Annotated in this window: 22 protein-coding genes; 12 read left to right on the top strand and 10 right to left on the bottom strand. The window is 49.0% G+C overall.

All coding sequences use genetic code 11. The annotated features are described in order from the left end of the window. Positions 1 to 37 precede the first annotated feature (37 nt). The gene (locus L6J37_RS20200) at positions 38 to 751 is read left to right on the top strand and encodes an FMN-dependent NADH-azoreductase (protein ID WP_237796395.1); all 714 of its coding nucleotides are present in this window, start codon (positions 38 to 40) and stop codon (positions 749 to 751) included. A gap of 64 nt (positions 752 to 815) precedes the next feature. On the opposite strand, the gene L6J37_RS20195 is transcribed toward L6J37_RS20200, so the two are convergent. Continuing rightward, positions 816 to 1,733, bottom strand: coding sequence for an EamA family transporter (locus tag L6J37_RS20195; protein WP_192014064.1), 918 nt, complete (start codon positions 1,731 to 1,733; stop codon positions 816 to 818). Between the two features lie 119 nt (positions 1,734 to 1,852). On the opposite strand from L6J37_RS20195, the gene L6J37_RS20190 reads away from it, so the two are divergent. From L6J37_RS20190 to L6J37_RS20170, 5 genes are all read left to right on the top strand, one after another. Next, entirely contained in the window at positions 1,853 to 3,271 is a 1,419-nt protein-coding gene (locus L6J37_RS20190) for an aminotransferase-like domain-containing protein (protein ID WP_237796393.1), read from the top strand. Between the two features lie 104 nt (positions 3,272 to 3,375). Next, complete coding sequence (locus L6J37_RS20185; protein WP_237796391.1) at positions 3,376 to 4,812, top strand: ATP-binding protein; 1,437 nt, start codon at positions 3,376 to 3,378, stop codon at positions 4,810 to 4,812. Then, positions 4,809 to 5,453: a response regulator transcription factor gene (locus L6J37_RS20180; protein WP_237796389.1), complete on the top strand. Its 645-nt coding sequence runs from the start codon at positions 4,809 to 4,811 to the stop codon at positions 5,451 to 5,453. Before L6J37_RS20185 ends, L6J37_RS20180 begins: the two co-directional genes overlap by 4 nt. Before the next feature lie 3 nt (positions 5,454 to 5,456). Next, on the top strand, positions 5,457 to 6,383 hold the full coding sequence (locus L6J37_RS20175) for a DUF2861 family protein (RefSeq protein ID WP_237796387.1): 927 nt from the start codon (positions 5,457 to 5,459) through the stop codon (positions 6,381 to 6,383). A 116-nt stretch (positions 6,384 to 6,499) separates the two neighbouring features. Continuing rightward, the gene (locus tag L6J37_RS20170) at positions 6,500 to 8,977 is read left to right on the top strand and encodes a glycoside hydrolase (protein WP_237796386.1); all 2,478 of its coding nucleotides are present in this window, start codon (positions 6,500 to 6,502) and stop codon (positions 8,975 to 8,977) included. A gap of 66 nt (positions 8,978 to 9,043) precedes the next feature. Here L6J37_RS20170 and L6J37_RS20165 read toward each other — a convergent pair whose 3' ends face one another. Both L6J37_RS20165 and L6J37_RS20160 read right to left on the bottom strand, forming a co-directional pair. Next, the gene (locus L6J37_RS20165) at positions 9,044 to 9,964 is read right to left on the bottom strand and encodes a M14 family metallopeptidase (protein ID WP_237796385.1); all 921 of its coding nucleotides are present in this window, start codon (positions 9,962 to 9,964) and stop codon (positions 9,044 to 9,046) included. 332 nt (positions 9,965 to 10,296) lie between these two features. Next, the gene (locus tag L6J37_RS20160; protein WP_218385604.1) at positions 10,297 to 11,214 is read right to left on the bottom strand and encodes a LysR substrate-binding domain-containing protein; all 918 of its coding nucleotides are present in this window, start codon (positions 11,212 to 11,214) and stop codon (positions 10,297 to 10,299) included. Between the two features lie 118 nt (positions 11,215 to 11,332). Here L6J37_RS20160 and L6J37_RS20155 point away from each other — a divergent pair, with 118 nt between their 5' ends. The 3 genes from L6J37_RS20155 (at position 11,333) to L6J37_RS20145 (ending at position 15,706) form a co-directional block, all read left to right on the top strand. Beyond that, positions 11,333 to 13,321, top strand: coding sequence for a CocE/NonD family hydrolase (locus tag L6J37_RS20155; protein WP_237796384.1), 1,989 nt, complete (start codon positions 11,333 to 11,335; stop codon positions 13,319 to 13,321). A 23-nt stretch (positions 13,322 to 13,344) separates the two neighbouring features. Beyond that, positions 13,345 to 14,871, top strand: a complete 1,527-nt coding sequence (locus L6J37_RS20150; RefSeq protein WP_192014051.1) for a BCCT family transporter — start codon at positions 13,345 to 13,347, stop codon at positions 14,869 to 14,871. 217 nt (positions 14,872 to 15,088) lie between these two features. Next, entirely contained in the window at positions 15,089 to 15,706 is a 618-nt protein-coding gene (locus tag L6J37_RS20145; RefSeq protein WP_192014049.1) for a glutathione S-transferase family protein, read from the top strand. A gap of 54 nt (positions 15,707 to 15,760) precedes the next feature. Here the strand turns inward: L6J37_RS20145 and L6J37_RS20140 are convergent, their stop codons facing one another. Further along, positions 15,761 to 15,985 (bottom strand): hypothetical protein, encoded by a 225-nt coding sequence (locus L6J37_RS20140; RefSeq protein WP_237796383.1) that lies wholly within the window; start codon positions 15,983 to 15,985, stop codon positions 15,761 to 15,763. 107 nt (positions 15,986 to 16,092) lie between these two features. After that, positions 16,093 to 17,499 carry an aminotransferase-like domain-containing protein gene (locus L6J37_RS20135; RefSeq protein WP_237796382.1) on the bottom strand — a complete coding sequence of 469 codons (1,407 nt, stop codon included), beginning with the start codon at positions 17,497 to 17,499 and terminating at the stop codon, positions 16,093 to 16,095. Positions 17,500 to 17,796: 297 nt separating this feature from the next. Here L6J37_RS20135 and L6J37_RS20130 point away from each other — a divergent pair, with 297 nt between their 5' ends. Further along, on the top strand, positions 17,797 to 20,226 hold the full coding sequence (locus L6J37_RS20130; RefSeq protein ID WP_237796381.1) for an FN3 domain-containing metallophosphoesterase family protein: 2,430 nt from the start codon (positions 17,797 to 17,799) through the stop codon (positions 20,224 to 20,226). Between the two features lie 48 nt (positions 20,227 to 20,274). Here L6J37_RS20130 and L6J37_RS20125 read toward each other — a convergent pair whose 3' ends face one another. Next, on the bottom strand, positions 20,275 to 20,907 hold the full coding sequence (locus L6J37_RS20125; protein ID WP_192014041.1) for a LysE family translocator: 633 nt from the start codon (positions 20,905 to 20,907) through the stop codon (positions 20,275 to 20,277). 16 nt (positions 20,908 to 20,923) lie between these two features. Beyond that, positions 20,924 to 21,352, bottom strand: coding sequence for a DUF2000 domain-containing protein (locus L6J37_RS20120; RefSeq protein WP_192014040.1), 429 nt, complete (start codon positions 21,350 to 21,352; stop codon positions 20,924 to 20,926). Between the two features lie 326 nt (positions 21,353 to 21,678). Between L6J37_RS20120 and L6J37_RS20115 the strand changes: the two genes are divergently transcribed. Then, the gene (locus tag L6J37_RS20115; RefSeq protein WP_225444996.1) at positions 21,679 to 22,467 is read left to right on the top strand and encodes a hypothetical protein; all 789 of its coding nucleotides are present in this window, start codon (positions 21,679 to 21,681) and stop codon (positions 22,465 to 22,467) included. A 447-nt stretch (positions 22,468 to 22,914) separates the two neighbouring features. After that, positions 22,915 to 24,822, top strand: a complete 1,908-nt coding sequence (locus L6J37_RS20110; protein ID WP_225445019.1) for an alkyl/aryl-sulfatase — start codon at positions 22,915 to 22,917, stop codon at positions 24,820 to 24,822. 68 nt (positions 24,823 to 24,890) lie between these two features. On the opposite strand, the gene L6J37_RS20105 is transcribed toward L6J37_RS20110, so the two are convergent. The 3 genes from L6J37_RS20105 to L6J37_RS20095 all read right to left on the bottom strand — a co-directional run bounded on the left by L6J37_RS20105 (position 24,891) and on the right by L6J37_RS20095 (position 26,315). Further along, positions 24,891 to 25,295 (bottom strand): cupin domain-containing protein, encoded by a 405-nt coding sequence (locus tag L6J37_RS20105; RefSeq protein ID WP_237796380.1) that lies wholly within the window; start codon positions 25,293 to 25,295, stop codon positions 24,891 to 24,893. A 99-nt stretch (positions 25,296 to 25,394) separates the two neighbouring features. After that, a complete protein-coding gene (locus L6J37_RS20100; protein WP_237796379.1) occupies positions 25,395 to 25,859 on the bottom strand; it encodes a DUF3291 domain-containing protein in 465 nt (154 codons plus the stop codon). A gap of 105 nt (positions 25,860 to 25,964) precedes the next feature. Then, complete coding sequence (locus L6J37_RS20095) at positions 25,965 to 26,315, bottom strand: GlpM family protein (protein ID WP_237796378.1); 351 nt, start codon at positions 26,313 to 26,315, stop codon at positions 25,965 to 25,967. Position 26,316: the final 1 nt, after the last annotated feature.

Genomic DNA, 26,316 nt, shown 5'->3' with positions numbered 1-26,316 from the left:
CTGACCACAACTTACTTTGGAACAGAAGGATAAGCGGATGACAATTTTACATTTAGATGCCAGTGTACGCAGGACTGATAATCTCGTTTCAGGCCATAATTCAATTTCTAAACAAATAGCGGCTTCTTTTATGGATGTATGGCTGACTAATGCTCCGCAAACCGCTGTGATACATAGGGATATTGGTATTAACCCGCCAGAGTTCATTAGTCAGGACTGGATTGCAGCGGCTTTTACTCAGGAGGTGAATCGGACCGCTGCCCAAAGGAAAGTGCTGGCACTGTCTGATGAATTCATTGAGGAAGTCATGGCGGCGGATACGATAGTCATCTCGACACCAATGTACAACTATGGTCTGCCTGCTGCGCTGAAAGCTTGGTTTGACCAGGTAATACGCATCAATAAAACTTTTTCATTTGATCTGGAACGGGGTGATTTTCCTTTGTCGCCGATGTTAACCGGGAAAACACTGGTGCTCATTACCTCTACAGGTGAATTTGGTTTTGAAGCCGGAGGAGTCCGCGAAGCGATGAATCACCTTGGTCCGCATATTCGTGTTATGAGTCACTATTTGGGGGTGGAACAGACCTATGAAATAAGTGCCGGCTACCAGGAATTTGGTGATAGCCGCCATCAGGCATCGCTGAAAGCGGCCTATGCCGAGGCTGAAAAACTGGCGCGGTCACTGGCGAATCGTGAGCCAGTCCTTGCACCTGACATCACCGCAGACGTTGGACAGGTCACCCTTTAGTCTCTGCTGACGCGCTGATCGGAACGCAAAAGAAAAGCCACCTGTCGTCAGGTGGCTTAGTGAATCAGACTTTTTGATCAGAAACTTTCCTTACGCGCCATTGAGCCAGTCTGGCAGCCAAAAAAGTGTTGCCGGGTTTGAGCAGAATAATGAGCACACCCGCCAGAATCATTGCTGCAGATATGACCTGTAAAGCACCGACATGCTCACCGTAAAAGAGATAGCCGCCGAGCAAGCCGAATACTGACACCATCAGATTGACCGGTGCGACCGTACTGAGCGGATACTTCACCAGCATACGATTCCATACCCAGTAGCCAAATACCGTGGTCGGATAGGCCTGAAATAGGACTGAGAAAGTGGTGTAGCCATTCCAGCTGTTAATCGTGGTGGTGATGATATCTGTACCATTTAGCGAGAGTGCAAAGAGCAACAATGGCAGAGGCGCAAATGCCATCCCCCAGATACTGAAGGCAAAGGGTTGTCGGGTGCCTGATTTCTTCACCAGGGTGCTGACCAGGCTCCAGGACAATGCAGATATCATCACTAAAGCCACACCTTTTATTGTGATGGTGCCGTCAGTGGCCATCAGGGATAAAGCCAACCCGGTAAACGCAAACAGGGCGCCAATGACTTTGTGTATTGTGAATCTGTCGCGAAAAACCAGATAACCAATGAACAGACCAAAAATGACATTGGTCTGCAGTAACACTGATGTCATTCCCGCAGACAGTCCGGCGGTGATTGACCAGGATGCCATGCCCCATACACCCACTCCAAACAGCACGCCGTAACTCACCAGGTAGCGCCAGGCAACATCCGGTTTACGAACAAAGAAGATCAGTGGCATTGTCGCAAGTGTGAATCGAATTGCAGTCATCAGCAGAGGATCAGCCTGACTGACGCCCAGTTTGATCACAGAGAAATTGATGCCCCAAATGAACATCACGAATAAGCCCAGGCAGGCATCTTTAAATGTCATGCGTTGTACTCCATTGTTGATTTAACCAACATTGTGGATTACCGTCGCAGAAAGGTGCAGATACAATTTTTAACAATAAAAAGAGCACAGTTTGTGTTTCAAGCTGAAAAGGGTACGCCATGAGGTATAAACAATTAGCTGAGCAGTATATTGCCGATATTCAATCAGGTCTGCTGGCTGCTCAAGTCCGCATGCCCTCATTGCGCCAGTTTGCACAATTACATCAGGTAAGCATGACCACTACCTTGAATTGTTATCAGCATCTGGAATCTCAGGGCTGGATTGTCGCTAAACCGCAATCCGGTTATTACGTAGCACAGCGATCAACCCTGCGCTTACCGGATCTGGCGCAGTTTGAAAGTCAGCTGGCATTGGCATCTGACTATTCGCTGGACAAGGGAAATGCGCCTGACAGTCAGTTCGCCGGGCCGCTGGGCTATTCCCGCTTTGAAGTCACTCATAAACTGACCAGTCAGATGGAACAGAGCTTCCGGCGTACAAACCGGCGCCTTGGTGAAAGGTTGAACTTTTATCCCACCCGACAGGGTGAGGCTATGTTGCGCAGTGTCTTGTCTGCACATTTTGCGAATTACAGTTTTCATTTCACCGCTGAGCAATTGGCCATCACAAACGGCTGCATGGATGCCATACGCACGGCCATTGAAGTCTGTACTCAACCTGACGATGCCATTGCTGTCAGCTCGCCATGTTTCAACGGACTGTTAACCTTATTGCGGGAAATGTCGCGCAATATCGTGGAGATTCCGTCTGTGGACAGCGGCATAGATCTGGACCAGTTGGAACATCACATGCAGCAGGGGACGGTTCAAGCCGGTCTCTTTTGTACGACTCATATGAATCCGCAGGGTATTACGATGTCACCGTCACAAAAGCAGCGACTGGCAAAGATGGCATCCCGTTATGAAATTCCTGTGATTGAAGATGATGTGTACATGGAATTACCCCACGGCAATACAGTGCCCTTACCAGCAAAATATTACGACAAAAGCGGATATATACTCTGGTGCGGTTCCGTATCCAAAACATTGGCCGCCAGCTATCGCCTTGGCTGGTGTTTGCCGGGACGTTATCTGAATCAGTATCTGAGCAAACATGCGGCAGGCTGCTTTGGTGTATCGCTGCCGATACAGTTGGCCGTCGCTGATTTTATCGATAGTGGCCAGTATGCGCGTCATTTGAAAACGCAAAGGTTTGATTTGTTGCTCCATAAGCGGCGCTACCGAGAATATTTGCAGCAGCATCTGCCGGAAACAGTTCGTATCAGTGATCCTGCTGGCGGGTTAGTACTTTGGTTACAGATACCAGGCATGGATGAGGCAAAAATTAAGTCTTTGCTGATTGAGGCTAAGCTGGATATCAGGCTGGGTGAGTGTTTCACTCTGCGGGATCTGTACCGGGACAGCCTGCGAATTAATATCGGCTACGCGCTGCCCGAACCGGGAGAGCCGGATAACGCAGCCAAATGCGCGCTGGACACATTGATTGCAGTGGTTAACAGGGCAATCACTGACGAATAACCACATGGAACGGCACTTATAAAATGCCAAACAGTGACATTGCGGAGACAATGTCACGACAAGCATTGTGTATGATCGCGCATTATTTTTTCTGAGAGAGTTAAATGGTCAGGAATGCATTGCTTCCGCTGTTATTAGTGGCCTTGCCTGTATGCGGGCAGCCGGAAACACATCTGGCCCATCAACAATGGCAGGCATTTTCTGATCGTATTGCAACAGTGCAGGGTGAAGATCAAATCAGTCAGCAGTCGTTGAATCAGTATCCGCAGGAATTGCTGTTACCTGTCAGTCAGTACCCAGATTTAAAGCGGTTCAGCTGGGCGCAGATAGAAACACTTTACCACATTCATACCCACTGCTCTGAAGACGACAATGTGTTGAGTGACAGTGCGGATTGGCGCAGAGCGGTGCAATTTGAACTGATCTTGTGCCGCGAAGGTAAACTTCCATCGCAATGGAGTCAGCACCTGTCCGAGAGGCACCCTGCCGGTGGCAGCTATGCAGACAGGTATGTGAACTACCTGAGAGATCATCATGATGGAAGTGACGCGAATGCATTTCTTCAGCAGCATGCCAACAGCCTGACTCTTGCCCATCCGCTGCATCCGTTACACGGTATATTTGCCTCGCTTTCTGATACGGGTCAGTCGGCTATTCTGGGCGGCTCGCGGCATTTTCTGACGAAAAGTGGCCGCTTGTGGCGCAACACTCTGACTGGCATTGATGTGTTAAGCCCGGAGCAATGGCAACCGATAGCAGACAAGGCGGGTATCAGGATCACCCGGTCTAGTGACCAGATCAGCGAGAGTTGTCGTTTTCAGTACAGTAACTTATGTATTGAGCTTCGTCGTACCAATGCGCTTTGGTGGCAGGGCGGCATGCTTATTTTACTTGTCATTATTCTTGGGCTGATTTTCAGGCTGGGGCTGGAGCGACGACGGGAAATGAAAGAGCGGCAGTTTATCCTGCAATTGCTGACGCACGAATTGCGAACACCCATTACCAGCCTTGGTTTTACGGTGGAGCAGTTCAGAGATGAATATGATCACTTGAACGAGCAAAGTCAGCATGCGTTTTACCGGCTGCTGGGCGACTACCAGCGCCTCTACCGGCTGACAGAAACCAGCAAAGGGTTTCTCAGTGGACGCCGGGAAGAAGGGCTAGATAAGCAAGACGCTCAGTTTTCAGAGTGGCTGGAGAGCATAGCCAGCCAGTATGACTTGCACTGCCATATCGACGGAGATCGTAGGGTGTCGCTGCCTTATTACTGGCTGGGCGTGTGCTTGGATAATCTGCTGCGTAATGCCGTTTTACATGGCAAGCCACCGATATACCTTGATGCCCAAATCTCTGACAGCCTGGTTATTGAGGTGAGGGATCAAGGGGCATCGCCTGCACGCTGGGAAAAGTGGTTACTAACTGAGAAAGGGGACGGTATGGGGATTGGGCTGATGATAGTCAACCGTATCATGCGCCGGATTGGCGGGCGCATGACTCACTTACGGCATCCAACCAGGTACATTCTGGAGTTGCCACTATGAGCCGGGTTTTGCTGGTTGAGGACGATGTGTTACTGGGTGAAGGTCTTTCGATGTATCTGGCCAAAAACGGTTATCGCTGTGATTGGATCAAAAAAATATCGGATGTGGAAAAACATTGGATTCAGGCCGATCTGGTTGTGCTGGATCGCCAGTTACCTGAAGGTGACAGTGTGAAATGGCTGCCTGGCTGGCTGTCAGTGAAAGCGCTCCCGGTGATCATTTTAACGGCCAAAACCGATGTCGATCACCGTATTGAAGGGTTAAGTGCCGGCGCGAAAGATTATGTCATCAAACCGTTTTCACATCAGGAGCTGCTAGCCCGGATTCAGGCCCAACTTCGTCCGTTAGGAGAAGTCGAGTTCCAATATAGAAACCTTGTGGTGAATCTGTCTTATCAGACTGTCATGATGGATCAGCAAAATGTACCTCTGAAACCTAAAGAATTTCAGCTGCTTGCGTTGCTGGTTCAGAATCCGGGACGGGTTTATCACCGGGATGAACTCTTGAATAAGGTGTGGGGATATCAGGCATTTCCCTCTACCCGGACAGTCGACAATCATGTTTTGCATTTGCGGCAGAAATTTCCCTCTTTGGCAATCGATACAGTCCGCAGCGTTGGCTACCGGCTAAGAAAGGAGTAATCCGTGCGATTTTTTAGCACTAAAGGCATGGTATTTTCCCTGTTGCTTGCCGCTTGTGTATGTCGTCCTGCATTAGCCTCAGATCAGGTGCAGGCCGGGAGTACCGCAGCCGGTGGCTGGTTTATGCCCACGCCATTACAGCGGGTTTATCAGGCTCTGGCCGATCACAATATGCTGCTGGCGTGGCAAGAGTTACAGGTCGTTTTGCAGCAGAGTACAGAACCGGTTACCCCGGACTTATGGCAACCTGTTTTTCAGCAGCTGATTAATCAGTCAGATTGTGGACGCAGGCTGACTGAGTATCCGGGAGCACTGTCAGATTGGGTTGACCAACCCCGAATTTCGCTGTCGATACAGGATAAAGTAAATCTCAGCCAGAGGGTGTATCAGCTTAAACTCTCGATTGATGGCGCCGGACATGCAATGGAAGTGAGCCTGACGGATTCGCGGGGCAATCAATGGCTATCGGGGGCAACTTCAACGCCGGTAGAGGGCTACAGCGAACTGGAAAGCCAGGAATGGTTTCAATCCGTGCCTGATGGATACTATCAGCTGAGTGTTGGGGAGAAACATTATCCGTTGATTCTGACTTCGCTGCAGGAAACAGCAAGGGCTCCAGCGATTCAATTACAGCAGGCAGAAAAGAGTACAGCCGGGGTTTTCGTGTTTTCACCGGATCTCTCTGCGGATCGAAATGCCTGTCAGAGGCAGAGATTGCAATGGCAATGGTTCGACAGTGGCTATCAGCTGGCAACCCCTGCTGAAACCCTAGTACTGGATGCTCAGGGGCATGGCGTGCCGCCCCGTGACAAACCTGATAATGCGAATTGGTTAAGTGCGGTAGTGGCAGACAGTTATTTTCAAGGGGCGATTAAAATTGAAAACGTGCATCGGCTGACAGTGCCTGTCAGGTACATGCTGACAGACTAATCACTCATCCTGTCCACCTGTCCACCTGTCCACCTGTGCGAATGAAGACATAGGGGTGACAATTTGGTGTCCGGCACCATGTGTAATACCGGTGTTTATTAACCCAAGGTATTAGGATGAAGACCCCCATGTTATTGAAAGCAGCCCCTGTGACGGGCCAGCGAGCGCACTTGCAGCCATGTAAAGCGATATTACTTTCAGCTATTTTGCTAATGCCTTGTGGCAAAGTGGCTGCCGATATTATTTCATTACGTGACAACGATCAGCGAGTCGAGATTGATCCCGAATCGCTCGCTATTACCTGGCATACCGACAGCCTGATTTACGATCTGAACCAGGCGGGTGCCAGGGTAAATAACGAAAAACAAAGTGTCAGCCAACGGCAGAAGTCTCAGCGTGATAATGCGTCATGGCTGTGGCAACCCAGTAATATCAAGGTGACAGCGCAATTAGAATCAGGCGACCTGACGCTCCAGTTTCAGTTGCTTTCCGGTGCCAGTATCACTCGCAGTCACCCCATCGTCTTGAACTGGTTTGATTTGCCGGAAACATCCACTACTGAGCTGTTGTTACCGTTTAATGAAGGGATCAGAGTGCCTGTTCATCACAGGCTTTGGGCGAGGTATTTGCAGGATGAATATTCAGGCAGCAATTCCACGCAGGATCTGAAAATGCCGTTCTGGACTCAGAAGGTCCGGCAACGCGCTGACAGCCAGGTGAACACAGACAACGAAAATGAGCTTGATAATCCGGCCAGATATTTTTCTTATCTGTTAGTCAATCCATTTAACAATGCATTGGCATTCAAAGAGGTAACGGCAAAGGCGGCTGATACCTCACCTGCTGTTGATATGGTCTCCAGCCACGCTTTTACCCCTCTGAACTGGAATCAGCCTTTTCAGGTCTTGATCCATAGCGGGCAAGACAGGCTGTCTGGCGCCATCCGGTACCGGCGCTGGCGAGACGAGCAGGGCGAGAGAGAAAGTCTGCGGGATAAGGCTGCCCGCAATCCGGATGTCAGCAAAATCATCGGCGCGAGCCATGTGTACTTGTTCGGTAGCGACGGTATCTCGCAAAGTGATGTGACCGACTGGACTGGGTTGCTGAAATGGTACTTTCATCAGTCAGAGCTGAGCGCCTTCGCGAGCCGTGAAGCCCAGACACAATTGTTGCCACTGACAACAGCTAATCAGCCTGTCAGCTTGGATCGCTATCAACAACGTCTTTTGGTCGAGTCTGTTAATCACTCTTTGTCCGCGCTTTTTCCTTTTAGCGAAAATGCGGGCCCATGGGAGCAAATTACCGACCAGTTTGCTGCGATTCAAAAAAGGAAAGCGTATTTAGCAAGCCATGCGGCGCCATTTCTGCTTGCTTCTGACAAATGGGGACAAAGCCTGTCTTCGCCTGTACTTGAAACACTCAAGCAAGCAGGACTGCAGAAATTGTGGCTGGGGCTGGACAACTGGTTACCTGCTTTTTATCAGCCCGAGGTGGTTGAACAGGCAAAAGCGGCGGGATATCTGGTCGCGACTTATGATTCTTATAATACGGCTATTGATAAAACGGATAACGAGAGCTGGTTAACAGCGCACATTCCGGCAGCAATCAGAACGCGTTGCGCTATTGAACGCGCCGATGGGCAGAATCAGGCGGGGTTTCGCGGGCAAGGCAATTACCTCAACCCCGGCTGTGAAACGGACTATGCCAAACAGCGAATCTCACGCATTCTTGAGCTGGGGCAGTTTAACAGCCTGTTTTTGGACGTTGATGCAACAGGTATGGTGCGTGAAGATTATTCCGATAAAAGCCGCTTGGCTGCATCCGGGAATGAAAGTGCTGCGACCGGCGGTATGTCTCAGCGGGCAATGGCGAAGGCATTCAACGACCGGCTAGAGTGGGTGAGCGGGCAAGGGGTGCTGCTGGGATCGGAAGATGGCAACAGTATCACCACTCGAGGTGTGGTGTTTGCCCATGGCATGGAAACCACGGGGTTTGGCTGGACGGATAAAGAGATGAAACATAACCGTCAGTCGCCCTATTACCTTGGTGCCTGGTACCCGGATAATAAGCCGGCCTTCTTTTTTAAGCCGGCAACAGTGAAGGAGCCGTACCGAACCCTGTTCTTCTCGCCGGCTTTTAAAGTGCCCTTATACCAGGCGGTGTTTCATGATGAGCTGATCAATAACCATCACTGGCATATGGATAGCCTGAAGTTTTCTGATGTGAAAGGCATCCGGGATCTGACCAGTATGCTTTATAACACGCCACCCATGGTGCATTTAACCCGTGATGAAGCAGCCTCTGCGACTTCGCCCAGAATCAAAGCATTACAAGATTATCAGCGGGGATTCATGCCATTGCATCAGGCATTGTGGGATAAGGCATTAGTGGGATTTGACTGGCTGAATAGTGATGGCTCTTTGCAAAGAACAAGATTCAGCGATGGCAGTCAGATAGTGGCAAATTTCAGCCATAATGTGACTCAAGTTCGCGTAGACAGCCAGCTTGTGACATTGCCCGCTATGAGTATCCGGGCAGAGATATCGCAGGCTAACGGTAAGTCTCCTAAGGTTATTATCTGGCAATCTCAGTGAATCACTGCGAGCGCACCTTGTATATTGTGGCAGCGGAAGGGCTGCCACACAGGCTGGAGCAGCGGATTATTGCTGTTTCAGAATATACTCCAGTGCCCCTACAATCGCCGCGACTTGTGCGTTGTTGCATTCGCTTGGCGTGACGAGCGGGCTGTCCGGGTACACTTCCGTGGTGGAGCTGTACTGACAGTCTGACAGACCGGCACACAGGCCGAGTTTCTTCAGCGGATAATCAATCACGCCTTCCTGGGAAACCGGAGAACCTATGATGTTTCCTTCGTCATCAGGCGGGGCAATATGGGTGACTTTACGCACTTCATCTATGATGGCTTTCTGGAAGGCATCATGAGGATTGTCGGTGTCGCCCACCACGTAAAAACCGTCAGGAATGCTGCCGGGTTTATACTCAATACCATCACGCGCCGCTAAAGCCGGACGGAACTCGGTTTCGTCGGTATCTGTGGTTTCATGCAGATCGATGTGAGCCAGGATCTCTGCGCCCTGATCGCTGACCATTTTCATCAGCGCCGCCGATTCTTCCGCCGGGCTGTTGTCGTAAAAGGAACGGTTTGGATCGATCGCATGCGGGTTCCAGCGATTAATCGTCTCGTAACCCCAGGGGCTGACACAAGGGGCAACCAGAATGTTGAAATACTGGCTATAGTGCTGCGCTTTTTCATCGACAAACTGCAGCGCACCATGAACACCACTGGTTTCATAGCCATGTACGCCACCTGTGATCAGAATGGTCGGCTTTTGCGCATTCCAGTGACGGGATTTGATGACGAACAGCGGGTACTTTTCTGTGTCATACGACAGAGCGCCATACTGAGCGACATCAAAGCGATCTTTCAGTGCGTCGATCTTAGTGACCACTTCGTCCAGATAGGAACGCTTGATGGTGAGCCGGGCCAGCCACTCTGCCTTCTCTTTCATGGTCCATTTCTGGCCAGGAGTGCCAATCGGGTAGGTACGCTTACTGCTCATAGCTTTCCTTATTTAATGATGTGTTTTCAGGCGTCAGAAGCTTACTCCTCCTGAAGCGCGTGTTCAATCATCTGGCTGCGGAAGATATTCTTTTCAGAACAACAGCTAAATTATTCATCCGGTGCTTTTGCGGCAGCCAGTATTGACATAAATATAGCTGGAACCACAGTGCATTGCCGTACCGGAGAGAAGAGACAGAAAAGGCGAGTGAGCAGGGCAGGGCCAGGGTGAAAAAAAGCCCCTGCAAGTCAGGGGCAAACGTACACATGCATTTCCCAAAAACATGGAGAGCTCCACTGTATCTGGTATGGCAAAAGATGGCTTGATGCAGATCAATCGAATCCGCTTATCTGCATTTCCTGTTCTAAAACCCAACTGACGAAGGTTCTGGCATTGGGGTGCTGGCTTGTTTCAGAAATACTGAGAAAAAATGCATTACTGTCGCACTCCACTGGTTCAGTCAGTGCGATCAGTTTTCCTTCTTCTATTAAAGTGCGGACATGCCAGTCCCAGGCCAGAGCAATACCCGCATCGCTGAGCGCGCCCTGAATGATAGAGACCTGCTCTTCCATCTGAATGACATTAGTCGGCTCCTGGTAGGGGATACCATAACGATTTGCCCAGGTTTGCCAGCCTTCCCAAAAGGACTTGGCATCCTTCAGCATAAGAATGGGTTGTTGCCAAATGGTTTGGATATCTTTGCACTCCGGGCGCTTTGCGAGAAATGCTGGGCTACAAACCAGCAGCATGCGTTCGGCAAAGAGCAAATGGTTATTTTTGTTGAGCGTATCTATCGCGGAGTAGAAGAAAGCGATGTCGTAATCATCGTTATCGCCAATGTGCCTTTCATTGTTGATAATCAGATTGAGAGGTATATCCGGGTAGCGCTCGCGAAAACCATCCAGCCGGGGAATTAACCAGAAGTGTGAAAAGCAGGCCCCGATTTCAATTGTCAGCGGTGCTGTCTGATTGCTGTTATTCAGTTTTACCGTTTCACGCGCAAGGATCTCAAGCACACTGGTGACGGTTGCCAGATAGTTTTTTCCGTTATCAGTCAGTTCCAGGCCGGTTTTCCGCCGGATAAACAGGCTGGTTTGCAAAAACGTTTCAAGCTGTTTGATTTGCTTACTGATGGCTGTTGTGGAAACGCAGAGCTCAGTGGCGGCTTTTGTGAAACTGCCTGACCGGGCTGATGCTTCAAAAGAGATCAGGTTACTTATCGGCGGTATGGCTTTGTTGTTAATAGGCATCAGGGCTGGTTATCTTTAACTTTTAGTTCATATTAGGTTAACAAAATAGCGATTTACTCACAAACGGCTGTCTTTAATATGGGTTGTCCGACGTCATCGACTCAAGGACATTATGCAAATGATACGTGAAATCCATCATGACATGCTGACGCTGCCGGATGGTACTCAACTGGCCTACCGGGCGTGGTTACCCGTCAATGCAGAGTCAGTCCCGGTTCCCGCTATTCTCGAATTCCTGCCATATCGTAAAAACGACGGTACTATCATCCGTGATGAAATCACCATGGCCCAGACGGCGGCACATGGTTACGCTTGTGTTCGCGTTGATCTGCGTGGTTGCGGTGAATCTGAGGGTTTCATGACGGATGAGTATTCTCAGCAAGAGCTACAGGATGGTTACGATGTTATTGACTGGCTGACAAAACAACCATGGTGCGACGGCAATGTCGGCATGGTCGGTATCTCCTGGGGCGGGTTCAACGCGCTTCAGGTCGCGGCGATGAACCCGCCTGCGCTGAAAGCCATTATTACGCAGTGTTCGACGGATGATCGTTATCGGGACGACATTCATTTCAGCGGAGGATGCCTGCTGAATGACAACATGGACTGGGCAGCATTTTTCTGGGCATACGCTCAGGCCCGTTCGCCGGATCCTGCGCTGATCGGGGAACAGTGGAAATCGGTCTGGTTGGATCGTTTGCAGGCTATGCCTTTTCTGACCAAACCCTGGCTGACTGAGCAAACCCGTTCGGATTACTGGAAACACGGCTCGGTCTGCGAAAACTACGATGATATTAAAGTACCCGTATATGCCATGAGCGGCTGGGCAGATGGCTATCGTAATACCGTATTTACCTTGCTGGAAAACCTCAGTGTGCCTTGCAAGGGCCTGGTTGGCCCCTGGGCGCACAAATACCCGAATATTGCCTACCCGAACCCAAAGGTTGACTATGTGGCTGAGTCTGTCCGCTGGTGGGATCACTGGTTAAAAGGCAACGACAACGGCATGATGGATGAACCTGCGCTGCATTATTATTTGCAGGAGAGCGTACGGCCGCAAACGGACTATGAGTGTCGCCCCGGAGAGTGGATGTCTGAGCCTGGCTGGCCATCTTCAGATATCCGCCCGCACGCGTTTTATCTGGGTAAACACGGGTTATCTGAATCTCTGAATGAGCACGTCACGTCTTACGCTGTGTGTTCACCTGAGACAGTCGGGCTGGACGGTGGCCGATTCTGCGTCGGCATTCGTCTGGACATGGAGCACCCGGGGGATCAGCGCATTGATGACGCCGGGTCTCTGGTGTTTGACTCCGAAGTGCTGGAGGACGATTTTGCTATCGTCGGACAGGTTATGGCGAAGCTGGCACTGGTATCTGACTCACCGTCGGCGAATGTCATTGTCCGTGTTTCCGATGTGCATCCAGACGGACAAGTGACCAAAATAAGTCACGGTATACTGAACCTGACCCATCGCAACAGCCATGAATTTCCTGAAGCGCTTAATCCGGGTGAAATTTATGAAGTCGAGGTGCCGGTTAACCATATTGCCTACACAGTACCGAAAGGACACAAACTGCGTATTGCCATCTCGACGGCATACTGGCCACTTATCTGGCCTTCTGCCGATAACGCTACCCTGACTATCTTGCCCAAAGACAGTGTGATCGAGATCCCCCGTAAATCTTCATTCAGCACGGCTAATCCGCTGAAAGCGTACGATCAGCCTGTGACGTTTGCAGGGAAAACACTGCGCCCGAGCGACAGCAAACGCGTTACACACCGCGATTACAAAACCGGTTTGGTAACGCTGGAAACCTATGAAGATTTTGGCCGCCAGTATTACAACTCTTGTCATACAGAGATAGATTTCAAGATAGGGCAGGAAATGCGGATTCATCCCGATGATCCGCTCAGTGCTGAAAACGAGATTGATCTGACCGTGGAAATGGGCCGGGACGGTTGGTGGACAAAGATTCACAGTCATTATCATATGACCTGTGATCATGAGTATTTTTATATTAAAGCGCGCTGGGAAGCGTTTCATGAAGGTATGTTGATCTTTGAAAAGGACTTTGACGAGAAGATTAAACGTAACTACATGTAAAACAATAAATTAGGGAAAATACAATGTTGAAATCGTTACGACCTTTGGTGTTTTTTCCAACCTTTCTGATTTTGGTTGGTGCTTTGGTATTCAGTCTGGTTGATCTGGACGCTTTCATTGGCTATACCAAATCGCTGAACGGAGTGATTCTGTCCAATTTCTCCTGGTTGTTCAGTTTGGGCAGCTTTTACCTGCTGGTGTTAATTGCGCTTACCTATTTCTCTAAGCTGGGAAATATCCGAATTGGTGGCGATCACAGTACACCAAGAATCAGCAAACCCCGCTGGTTTATGATTGTACTCTGTACCACGCTGGCGGTCGGGGTGCTGTTCTGGACAACGGCAGAACCTATCTATCACCTGCATTCGCCGCCGGCGAGTTTTGGTATTGAAGCGGGCAGTGCTGATGCCGCGTTGTTTGCATTTTCAGCGATGTTTCTCCATTGGGGGCCAACGCCATATGCGATTTATGCCGTACCTGCGTTGATCTTTGCGCTGGCGTTCTACAACCTGAAAATGCCTTTTTCGATCACCAGCGCCATGCGTCCTGTTCTGGGCAAATATGTCACGGGGAAAATGGCCGATGTCATTGATGCGCTGGCACTGTATTCGCTGGTGGTTGGTATGGCGTCATCGCTGGGAACTGGGGCGCTGACCTTGCTGGGTGGGGTGAGCCAGTTTATTCCCATGGAACGTAATGCCCTGACACTGGGTATTTTCATCAGCCTGATTGTTGCTACCTTTGTGATCTCGGCTGCCAGCGGTTTAACCAAAGGGATAGCGCGTTTATCGGCCACCAACTTTTGGATGCTGATTGCACTGTTTATCTTTGTCTTTCTCTGCGGCCCGACTGTCTATATTCTGGCTATCGGTGTGGAAGGGGTCGGCGCCTACCTGCAAGATTTCTTCCGGCTGAGCTTGTTTACCGGCCAGGCTGCTAGTGATCCATGGCCTCAGTACTGGAGTGTATTTTACTGGGCGGTGTGGTTCGCCTGGGCACCGATCACGGCCATGTTCCTGGGGAAAATTGCCCGTGGGTATACGGTTCGCGAGTTTATTCAGGTCAACGTTGTTTATCCGAGTTTGTTCATTCTGTTATGGGTTTCTGTTTTTGCCGGTACGGCGGTGTACATGGACTTGCACACAGACGGAAGTTTATACGCCGTGTTGAATGAAGGGGGCATTGAACAGTTGCTATACCATATTTTCGGTGAACTGCCATTGGGTGGACTGACATCGTTCTTTCTGGTGATGATCGCATTTATTTCCTATGTCACGGCTGCCGATTCCAGCACTGATGCCATTGGCGATTTGTGTACCAAGGATTTTAAATCGGACTCTGATGAAGGCGCAGCCCTGCCAATAAAAGTACTCTGGGGGGTAATTATTGGTCTGGTGGCCTGGATTATGGTCAGCACTGTGGGTGTGGATGGCGTGAAGCAGTTGTCTAACCTCGGTGGATTACCGGCCACTATTATCATTCTGGTGTGCAGCCTGACGCTTATCCACTGGCTGCGTAACCCAGAAAAGTTACAGCAGAAACCAGACTGATTCCTACTAACTAGTCACAATAAAACCAGTAAAGCCCGGATGTGCAAATCGCCGTCCGGGCTTTTTTGTGGCCAGCGGAAGCGGCTAACAGCGTTGGAAAGTTTATAAGCAGTGATGGTGACAGACACAGATATGGTTTAGTCTGGAAGATGTTTGCAAAGAAATTGTTTAATAAACAGACTATTAAGTTCAATCAGATCAATGAGGCAACAGCATTATGATCACACTGCATCACCTGAACAAATCACGATCCAAGCGGATTATCTGGTTGCTGGAAGAGCTGGGTGTGGACTATCAGATCGTCCCTTACCAACGTGACAGCGCAACATTCCTTGCGCCACCAGAGCTGAAAGCGGTTCATCCTTTGGGTAAATCTCCGGTGATTGAGGATGATGGATTGATCGTCACTGAATCCGGGGCTATTACTGAGTACCTGATTGATAAGTATGGCGAGGGTAAGCTGGCACCTGAGCGCGGCACTGCAGATTATGTTGCTTACTTACAATGGATGCATTTTGCGGAAAGCTCGGCCATTCTTCCTTTGTTGTTGAAGATGTTCGTCGACAAAGACGGCTGTGAAACTAACTTTCTCGCCGGTTATGCCGAAGGGGAAATTGCCAAGGTCATGGCTTATGTCGATCAGTCACTGGCAGGAAAGCGTTATCTGGTGGGAGATTCGCTGACAGGGGCAGATATCATGATGTCGTTCATTGTAGAAATCCTGCATACCAGTGGCGCACTCGCGCATTTTCCGCACATTGCCGCGTATGCACAGCAGCTGGTGACCCATCCGTCATACCTGAAATCGAATGAGATCGAAGCCGCTCATGACTAGCACTGGCTGACAAACTGCGCTCCCCTGAATCGATACAGGAGAGCGCAGTATTATTCATTCTGCCGGGGTATTTTTCTTATCAATGTTTACTGCCCGGCGAACGGCTGCCACGCCCAGCCCGATGAGCAGGAAGGGGATAGCCGCTGCGGTAACTTCAGCCCAGGCAAAATAGGCGACATTTTTCATCAAAATGAAATGGCCTAACACGACCAGGAAGACGCAGATAATGGCGATGTATATGAATTTGACTTCGTCTTTAACCTTAGTGGTTCTTTCCATGTTGTGACCCTCTAACAAGCAAGAGTCACTATTTCATCACAGCCGCGGTTTTTCCTGTTGATACAGTTGATACAGTATTTTACCGAACAGTCACTTTGTGGCTCACTTCAGTCACTTAGGCACGCTTTTGCTAACTGACCAAGTGTGGCCATCGCAGCCAGGTTTTCTTCATTCATCTCGTACGAATAGTTGAGCCTGATATGCCTGAGATCGTCTTGCCGGATGTTAAATAACGTCCCGGGTGCCACTGCGATACGCTTCTCAAGGGCTTGCTCATAAAATGCATGACTATCGAACGGAGCTGGAAACGTCAGCCACAAGAAGTAGCCCCCTGCGGGATCAGTTACAGCCGTACTGTCCGGGAAAAAGCGCCGTATCGCGTGTATCATTGCGCTCTTTCTGTCTTGCAATGTACTGCGCAGCTTGCGCAAATGGTTGTCATACCCGCCATGAAGCAGGTAATGGCTGATCCCGAGCTGCACAGGCACACTGCTTGATATGGTCGATAAAAATTGCTGTTTCTGAATGGCTTCGCTGTGTTTTCCTGCCACTACCCAGCCAATGCGAAATCCTGGTGACAGACATTTGGAGAATGAACCACACAGCAACACCAGATCCTGCTGATCGAAAGCTTTGGCCGGTACTGGCTTTTCCGCTGAATAATACAGTTCTGCATACACATCGTCTTCTACCAGAAACACCTTATGTTGGCGCAGAATGTCTACCAGTGTCTGCTTGCGCTCTTGACTGAGAGTGTAGCCAAGCGGGTGCTGGACATTGGTCATCAGCCAGCAGGCTTTTATCGGATAAGCGGATAACTTTTCAGTGAAGTCTTTCAAATCCAGGCCGCCGTCAGCGCTGGCCTTTATCTCTACCGGTATCAACTTCAAACGCTCTATTGCCTGAAGTGCCCCATAAAAAGTGGTCGATTCAACCGCGACATAATCACCGGGCTGGGTGGCAAACTGTAAGCTGAGATTCAGTGCATCCAAGCCGCCGGAGGTGATCACTATGTCATCCGGCCCAATCTGCAGCCCTTGTTGTACGTACCTTTGCGCAATGATCCGGCGCAAATCATGGTTGCCGGGCGGCAGGTGCGTTAATGCACTTCTGTTGTCCATTTTGCGCGAGGCACTGGACAGACTGCGGACCAGTTCCTGCTGCGGAAACAGGCTGGAGTCGGGAAACGCCGAGCTGAAAGGCACGATATCGCTGTCTTTGGTTCGCTGTAGGACATCAAAAAGTAAATCATTAATGTTGACCGGAGACTGAGGGGATTCCGGCCGCGAAGCCTGTAGTGCTTGGATGTTGGGAGCGACAAAATACCCGGACTGCGGTTTAGCCACCAGCCATCCTTCACTTTCCAGCAATTGATATGCCTGCAACACAGTCGCCGTGCTGTAGCCGGTTTGCTGGCTGCTCGCTCGCACAGACGGGATTTTTTCACCGGAGCGCCAGATCTGCTGGCGGATCTGTTGCATTAGATCATTAGCAAGTGATTGATATTTTGTCATTTGTTTAGCTGCATTGAGTCGAAGTTCAGAACATATCATGCCAAAACGGTAAAGCAAGCCAGTTTGTCGCTTCCTGAGCTGAGACACCATGCTCAATGTGAGCCCGGCAACAGAAAGATCCGAACAGTTAAGCTGGCGACAGTACAAAGGCTAAGATCAATATTTCATTGTCAATAAACTGATAGATAAGTGTCATCCATATTTAGATTCTCTGTCACACAGACCAATTAGCATCATCAGCTGAATATTGGACTAGTCCAGTTAACGCCATGGAATAGAGATAAAAAAGGATTAAACATGTCGATCAAAAACAGGCATCTGGCCAGTGTCACGGCTATCTTGCTGACAAGTACTCTGTTAGCGGGGTGTAATGAGCACTCGGAAACGGATCAGGATGATAAAAAAGGCAATGCTGGTGTAGGCCAGATTGGAAAGGAGCTGGTTATTCCGCCTCCGACTGCATTAACGCAGGTTACGTTTACTATTCATCCGTATCTGCAGCAACCTACAGCCAATAGCATGGCTGTGTTGTTTGAAACTAATGACACGTCTCCGACGGTTTGGGTCAGGCCGGCAGAAACGCAAGATGAATTTACTGTTGTTGAGCCTGTTGCCGTGGACAACACGTATTTATACAGCGCAGCGATCACCGGATTAAGTACAGACACGCGCTATGAGTATTACGTGGTCAGCGGCGATGGCAGTCCGTCTGGCGTGTCGGCTGTTTCTGAACGCTATGTGTTCAAAACCTATCCGGCAGCCGGGATGACACCTGCCCCTTTTAATGTGGTAGCCATCAGTGATACTCAAAATAACAGCACCCTGGGGGCGCTGAACGATCTCATTACCAAAGGCATTATTCCAACGGTATGTCACAGTCAGCCGGAGCAATGTGCGTCAGAGATCGCGGCGATTACGATTTCCGGCGACATAGTCAACAGTGGCGACAGCATGTTGCAGTGGCGTCGTGATTTTTTTGACCAGATGAAAGCCATTACCCCTTATGTTCCGCTGGTGGCCGTTCCCGGTAATCATGATTTTTACGGCAATGCTGAGCTGACCAATTACCGTCATTTCTTCCAGCAGCCTGAAAATGGTTCGGCGGGTTATGAAGAGCAATGGTATGCACTGGATTACGGCAACTTACGTTTGGTCGGGCTTAACAGTTATCCGATTTCCAAGAACCACGGTAAATTTAACGCGGAGATTCTGGGGATACAGCGTCAGTGGCTGCGCGAGTTGTTGATCAACACCCAATCGGACAGTAACGTCGATTATGTCCTGAGCATGTTCCATCATCCGTGTCTGTCTGAACTCTGGCTATCGGGCGAAAGTATCGGCAGTTGCGAGATGGTGGCTGAGATGGAAGATTTTTCCCGATCAAGCGGCAAGATAACAGGCCATTTATTTGGGCATACCCACGCGTATTCCCGCGGACAATCCATGGATACCAGGCACCTTTGGCTCAATGCCGCAACGGCAGCAGGCTATCGTGAAAAAATTAACGATGATAACTACTATCAGACAGATACCCGCGATTACGATACCTTTGCCATTAGTCAGAGTGAGTTCGGCTTTAATCTGCTGACGTTCAATCAGCAGAGTTCACCTTCCATGCAGCTGACCCGCTACACTGCCACTGTGGCCTCGAAAGGGGGCGGTTTTGCCAGCCTGGATGATACCTTTACTGTGTCCGATACCCTGACCATGAAAGCCAGTCCGGTTGTGCCAGAGGCGCCACAAGTTCTGGCCGGTAACGGTAATCACGCTTTTAATCAGCTAAATCTGGCTATCAGCCATCCTGATCCTGGCGCCATTTATGAAGTGCAATGGCAACTGAGCAAAGCCAGTCAGTTTGATTCAGAGGTTTTTGATATCTGGGGGAATCAAGCCCGGGCCCACAACATCTGGCCGATGCAAGATGGCAGTATTCAGGGGATGCCGACAGATACGCAGGCGGGGGTTGATCTGACTACAATCAATCTTGCTGACTTTTCAGGGCAGCTCAAAATGGGCAATGATGAAATCTACAAATGGCAGAAACGATCATCAGAGCATTCCCATGATTCGTACCGTGACCCGTTCAACGGCAGCTCAGCACCGGTACTGACATTATTTCCGGGAGATACCTGGTACTGGCGTGCCAGAGTACGTAATGACAATCTGGGCTGGTCTGATTGGAGTGACACGGCGACATTAGCCATTGATGCCGGGACGACAACCGCATTACCTGTTCAGAATGGTGGCGCGGAAGCGCAGGATCTTTCAGGCTGGACAGTCGGGCAGGGCTACTGGCGAGTGCTGCAAGAGATCGACAACATCACGGCCGCAGAAGGGGATTATTACTTCAGCGCCCGTCCGAATGATTCCGCTGCTGGTAACGCTGCCTATGATGATCTGAGCCAGACTTTGGATGTCAGTGCGTTCAGTAGTGTGATTGATCAGTCTTCCGCATTTGTTCGGTTCAGTTTTAGCAGCAATGGCTGGGGCGACGGCGATCATGCCGTAGTGACGCTACAACCTATAGACAATAACGGAAACACCATTGGTCAGCCGACTGTGGTTAAAACCGAGAGTAAGAAACAAGCGTGGCTGAATAATGCCTCAACCCTGTTATTACCAGTGGCGACCCGGGAGGTGAAACTGACACTGCGCGCAGTGAAAAAAGCAGGCAGCATGGCAGATGTTCATATTGATAATGTACAGCTTTCACTGACCACGCCTTAACGTCACTCAAAAGGCTGATTAAAACATAACGGCATCTTGATGATGCCGTTATAGATCGGCTGACGTTGACATCAGCAACTTAGCGCCGAATAAACCCAGCAGAGTGCCAGCAACACGGCAAAATCCTTTTTTGGCCTTTAGATACAAGTTTTGCGCGCGTTCTGTTGAAAGCAGCACAGCGACTATGGCATACCAGCCAAAATTTGTCAGGAAAACACCCAGGCTTAACAATACCGGAGTGAGGGAAGGTACCTCTGCGGGCAGCAAAGCGGCAAAAACACTGCTGAAAACCATGGCTGTTTTGGGGTTACTGAGCTGGGTTGTTAAACCATAGAAAAAGGATGAATGCACACTTTGCGTTTTACCTGCCGCTACGGCCTGAACGCGTGGTTGCTCCCCTTGTTTCCAGATTCGACATGCCAACACGCACAGATATAAGCCACCAAGTAGTTTAAAGGTCAGGTACAACTCAGGTACCGTTTCGAATAATGTCACTAAGCCAAATGATGCGAGTAAGGCAAAGATCAGGGCGCCAGTTCCCATTCCCAGTGCAACAGAAAATGCCTGTGTTCTGGAATGAGACATAGCCGTTTGAGCAACTAGCAGAAAAGAGGGACCGGGCGTCATTGCGCCCAGTGTCAGCAAGGCCAAAATGGGTAAAAGAAACACGTACGATTGCATCTTTCCTGCTCCAGGTTCAGCGGTACAAACTGAATTTACCGGTAAATGATTTCAGAGTTTCAGTGTCGCCGAACAGACAGATTCCCAGGTACTCTAATTCACTTTCCGGGGTTTCTTTGGTCCACGCTTGCTGGGCAATGGAGCCACCTTCAGTCATGGTGTGTGTGAAATCGGTAAAAGGAATTTGATGCCTGATGGCTTCCTCTCTGACTTTGCGGATTTTGTTCGAGTTATCTGCTTTCAGAACAATAAACGGAAAGTGAGACAGACTCGGATGGCAGTTGCCATCAGCATCATGATAATCAATGTATTCAGCTCCTTGCTGATCGACCAGATGAGACAGCCCGGCACTCAGGTGTCCCAGCACATTCAGTGTTCGGCCTGCATCCATTTTTTTGCTTAATACTGCGATAAAGCGTTTTTGATCTTCGTTCGGCAAGCCCATTGATACGTTTCCTTTATCTCTCAATATCTATCAGCACTGTTTACGCTGCTCTTCTGTTTCGCAACAAACAAAACAATATGCATATCTGCTGATAAAGCGTCAACCCTATAACAGACAATTGTTGGAAGCGCAGGAAAATCCTGTGCGGTAACAGGAAGATGCAGAATTTAATCTCTATGCTAATTTTATTCTTATCTGTTTACTTTTGTTCTCACCGCTGTAAGAAAAAGCAGCCATAGTGACAGATGGTATGTCAGTGCATTGGTGTCCCGGAGTTTGTCAGACATCATTTGTCTTTTATTAGCAATCAGCCAAAAGGAAATGGTATGAAATTCAAGTGGTTAAAATGTTGGGTAGCATTGGGCGGTATACTGCACGCCGCTGGGGGGCTTGCCGCAGATAACTCTGCCGCTCAAGCGAATAACCCTCTGGCAAACATGACAGCTCTTAACTTTCAAAATTACTACATTGGAGAGGTCACTGAGTCTGACGAATACGCTAATCAGTTTTGGGTACGATTTGCGAAACCTGTTTCAGTCGGTGAAACAAACTGGATCATGCGTGCATCTTTGCCAGTGAACACCTACCCCACATCGCCTACCGGTGGTCATGAAACCGGTATTGGTGACTTCAACATTTTTGCCGCTTACCTGATTGATACCGGAAATCCGGCTGTGAGTTTCGGTGTTGGTCCTCAGCTTACTGCACCGACAGCGACCGAAGACGAACTCGGCAGCGAAAAATGGTCTGCCGGTTTGGCGAATGTGCTGTTTAACGCCAGTTCACCCGTGTTCCAGTACGGCTATTTACTTACCTGGCAGGAAAGTTTTGCCGGAGAAGATGCTCGTCAGGATGTCAATGTTGCTGCTTTCCAGCCTTTTGCATTTTATCAATTGGGAGGAGGCACCTACTTGAGAGCAGCGCCAATCTGGGTTTATAACTTTGAAAACGACAGTTATAGCGTGCCATTAGGCATAGGTGCTGGTCAGGTCATCAAAAAAGGCAAGACTGTGTATAACCTTTTTGTCGAACCGCAATTTTCAGTTGCTGATGACGGCCCTGGTTATCCAGACTGGCAGGTTTTCTTAGGATTCAACATGCAATTTCTTAATTAATGCCGAACTATCACTGGTTAACAAGCTGATTTTATGGGGGAGCATTCGGTTTCCTTATGATTTACTGAATTTTTTGTGATTCGATTTTCGTTTTCTTGCAATGAAATGTAAGCGATTGTTGCGACTACACTGATACTCAACTTAATGATATAAATCTATGGTCATAATTGGCTGAGTTTCTTAAAATTCATCGTCTGGAAATGGCGTTTTGTGCAGGTTATTTGTGTTCCCAGGCTGAGGTTGTTTTGTTTAACGTTCATCACCGAGTATGACAACAACATGAAGATCAAAAACCATGGAGTGCTACACGTTATGATAAGTTTTAATTCTTTTAGACAGGAAAGTTGCTCTGATGCAACGTCTTCTTCCGGCAGGATTCGCACAAAAAGCAAGTCTTTGTCAGTCGTTTCCTTGTTCATTTCAGGTGTATTGCTGGCGCCGGTTTCAATGGCGGCTGATGAAGCCAAACCGGCTACGGATGCAACCAAATCGGCTAATCAGGCACTGATGAAAGAGTTGCCTTTTGATGATAAAACCGGGTTCGAACTGGCGCACAAAGGCTTTATCGCTCCCTTGCCACAGGAACAGATAAAAGGCGAGCAAGGGAACCTGGTGTGGGATCCTGCGAAGTATGGTTTCATTAAAGAAGACCAAGCTGCACCCGATACGGTTAACCCAAGCTTATGGCGTCAGTCTCAGCTTATTAACATTTCAGGCCTGTTTCAGGTAACTGATGGCATATATCAGGTCCGTAATCAGGATTTGTCGAACATGACAATTGTGGAAGGTAAAGAGGGGATCACGATTTTTGATCCGCTCATTTCTACAGAAACAGCCAAAGTTGCTTTAGATCTTTATTTCCAGCACCGTCCGAAAAAGCCGGTTGTCGCCGTCATTTATACACACAGCCATGTTGATCACTATGGCGGTGTGCGAGGTGTTGTTGATGAAGCTGATGTGAAATCCGGTAAAGTGAAAATTTATGCGCCAGTCGGCTTTATGGAAGCCGCGGTTGCTGAGAACGTAATGGCTGGTACAGCAATGAGCCGTCGTGCATCTTATATGTATGGTAACCTGCTGCCGCCAAGTGCGACGGGGCAAGTTGGAGCCGGCTTGGGGACAACCACGTCTGCAGGTACAGTCACCCTGATCCCACCAACTGATATCATTACCAAAACGGGTGAAACAAAGGTCATTGACGGACTTACCTACGAGTTTATGTATGCACCTGGGTCTGAAGCACCATCGGAAATGCTTTTCTATATTAAAGAGAAAAAAGCCATTAACACTGCCGAAGATTCGACTCACACTTTACACAATACCTATTCTCTGCGCGGTGCGAAAATCCGTGATCCATTGGCCTGGTCTAAGTATTTGAATGAAGCCATTCATATGTGGGGCGATGATGCTGACGTCATGTTTGCCATGCACCACTGGCCAGTGTGGGGGAAAGGTGAAATTGTTAAACACCTTAAATCGCAGCGCGATTTGTATCGCTTCATTAATGACGAAACTTTGCGTATGGCGAACCAGGGTAAAACCATGGTTGAAATTGCCGAAGACTTTAAGTTACCAGACGCATTGAATACGTATTTCTCAAACCGTGGCTACTATGGCTCTATCAATCACAATGTTAAGGCAACGTATGTGCTGTATCTTGGCTGGTTTATTGGTAACCCTGCGACATTGCACACCTTACCGCCTGTTGATGCGGCAAAACGCTATGTAGATATGATGGGCGGTACGGATGCGCTACTTAAGAAAGCAAAAGAGTATTACGACAAAGGGGAATACCGTTGGGTGGCTGAAGTGGTGAATCACGCGGTTTTTGCTGACCCTTCCAACCAGGCAGCGAAAAACATGCAGGCCGATGCACTTGAACAATTGGGTTATCAGGCGGAAAGCGGCCCCTGGCGTAACTTTTACCTGACGGGGGCAAAAGAACTGCGAGAAGGGGTGAACAAGTTACCTGTTCCTGATACGGCCAGCCCGGATACAGTGAAAGCGATGAGCTTAGAGCTGTTCTTTGATTATCTGGCAATGCGCCTGGACAGTGAAAAAGCAGATGGTAAGAAAATCGTTCTGAACTTTGATTTCACCGACCAGAAAGAAAAGTATCTGCTTGAGATGGAAAATGGCGTATTGAATCATACGTTGGGCGCCGAAGACAAAGAGGCGAATGCATCTGTTTCATTGGCTCGCACTACGCTTGATGCCTTAATGCTCAAACAAGTGACACTGGAAGATGCCCTTGAAAAAGGCGATATAAAGATCACCGGAGATCAAGAGAAGCTGACTGAGTTGTTATCTTATCTCGATAATTTCGATTTCTGGTTCAACATAGTGACACCTTAAGCGACACGCGAGACTGTTACTAAGATAATCAGGGCACTCATTGAGTGCCCTGATTTATTCGCGAGATTTTAGCTGTCATGCTGTCTGTGCTGGGTACCCTCACCGGCGGTGATAAACAGCATACGTGCCGAGTGCTTTATTTTTGCCGTGTGCCATACGCCTTTAGGTACAAACACGTATGATCCTGGGGACTCCAACCTGACCTCGTGTATCCCTTCCGGCATTTCCAATTGAAATGTTGCCGATCCAGCTAGCAGTATGACAATTTCATCGCCTTGGGGATGTGCTTCGCTGCCAGACCAGTCAGAGCTAAAATCGTGCAAGCTGACCAGATATTCATGATGAAAATCACCAAGCTCACCGGCCATTAACCGCGGCCAGAAAGCATCATTCATGTCAAGAAGCTCAATACTTGCATCGTTTTTCAGCCGGATAGAGCTGCTGGCGAGGTGTTGCGGCTGTTTTCGCGTCATGTTGAATCCTTTCTTTGCATGGATATCAAAACGGTGGGAACACATGCAAAAAAGATAGCAGATATCTATGATGTGGCCTGAGATGTGTCCTGAACGTCATCAGGCTTCAAGCTCATACGCCAGCGCATCGTCGGGTGTAAAATTGCTCTTAAACGTGAAAGCAAATGGGCTGTCACCTTTATTTCTCAGGTAATCAAGACGTTCTTTGGCTTCCGCAATGGTCGGGATATGATCATCTTCTACCCACCACAGCACATAAGTATCTTCCGCTGAACGATGAAACCATTCAGCCTTACGGCGCATGAAGTCGCGGTGATGGGTTCGAAACATAAAGTTTTTAAGCGTATCTACCGATTCCCAGACAGACATGTTGATAAGCATATTGGGGTCGTCGAATGCCTGAATACTGGTTGCATCGCCGGATTCATCCTGAAGCCGCCATATGAAGCCTTCACTGCTTTCAGCAATGGCATTCACAGGATCCAGATTATCGGCAAAATCTTTAATTTCAGGTGCATCCATTGGGTATTTGGCAAGGGCGATGTTCAGTTGCGCTAGTTTCATACTTCTTCCTTGATAATGGTTAGCCCAGATTGAGGGTTTGTCTTTGATGCTGCTCGTAATTTAACCACATGAACAGTATGTTGAATAGTGGTAAGCCATTCGCTGTCAGGCGATGCCAGCATACAAGCGGTTCCAGCCGAGCAGCAGGCCAGCCGCGAAACCGACCCATACCAGAGTTGCCAGACCCACTGTCCAGAATAAGCTAAACCGATAACTGAAGTAGTATACGGCCACCAGATAAGCGGCATAGGGAACTAATGAATACAGACTAAACAGAGCGGTCACTCTCAAATCCGACATGGTTCGCTCTGTGCCAATAATATAGTGGGCAATTAAGGCAAAAGTTGGAAATAAGGGCACTAAACCTGCAATGAAAAAACTTTTACTTTTGGAAAGTATCGCAATCAGCAGTACAGCTAGCGCACCCAGCAGACACTTAAGAAACAAGGAGACCATT

This window comes from Photobacterium sp. WH77, assembly GCF_022014395.1.
In the GTDB taxonomy this organism is placed as follows: domain Bacteria; phylum Pseudomonadota; class Gammaproteobacteria; order Enterobacterales; family Vibrionaceae; genus Photobacterium; species Photobacterium arenosum.
Note: the sequence above shows the minus strand (reverse complement) of the source record. Positions and strands in the feature narration are given on the sequence as shown.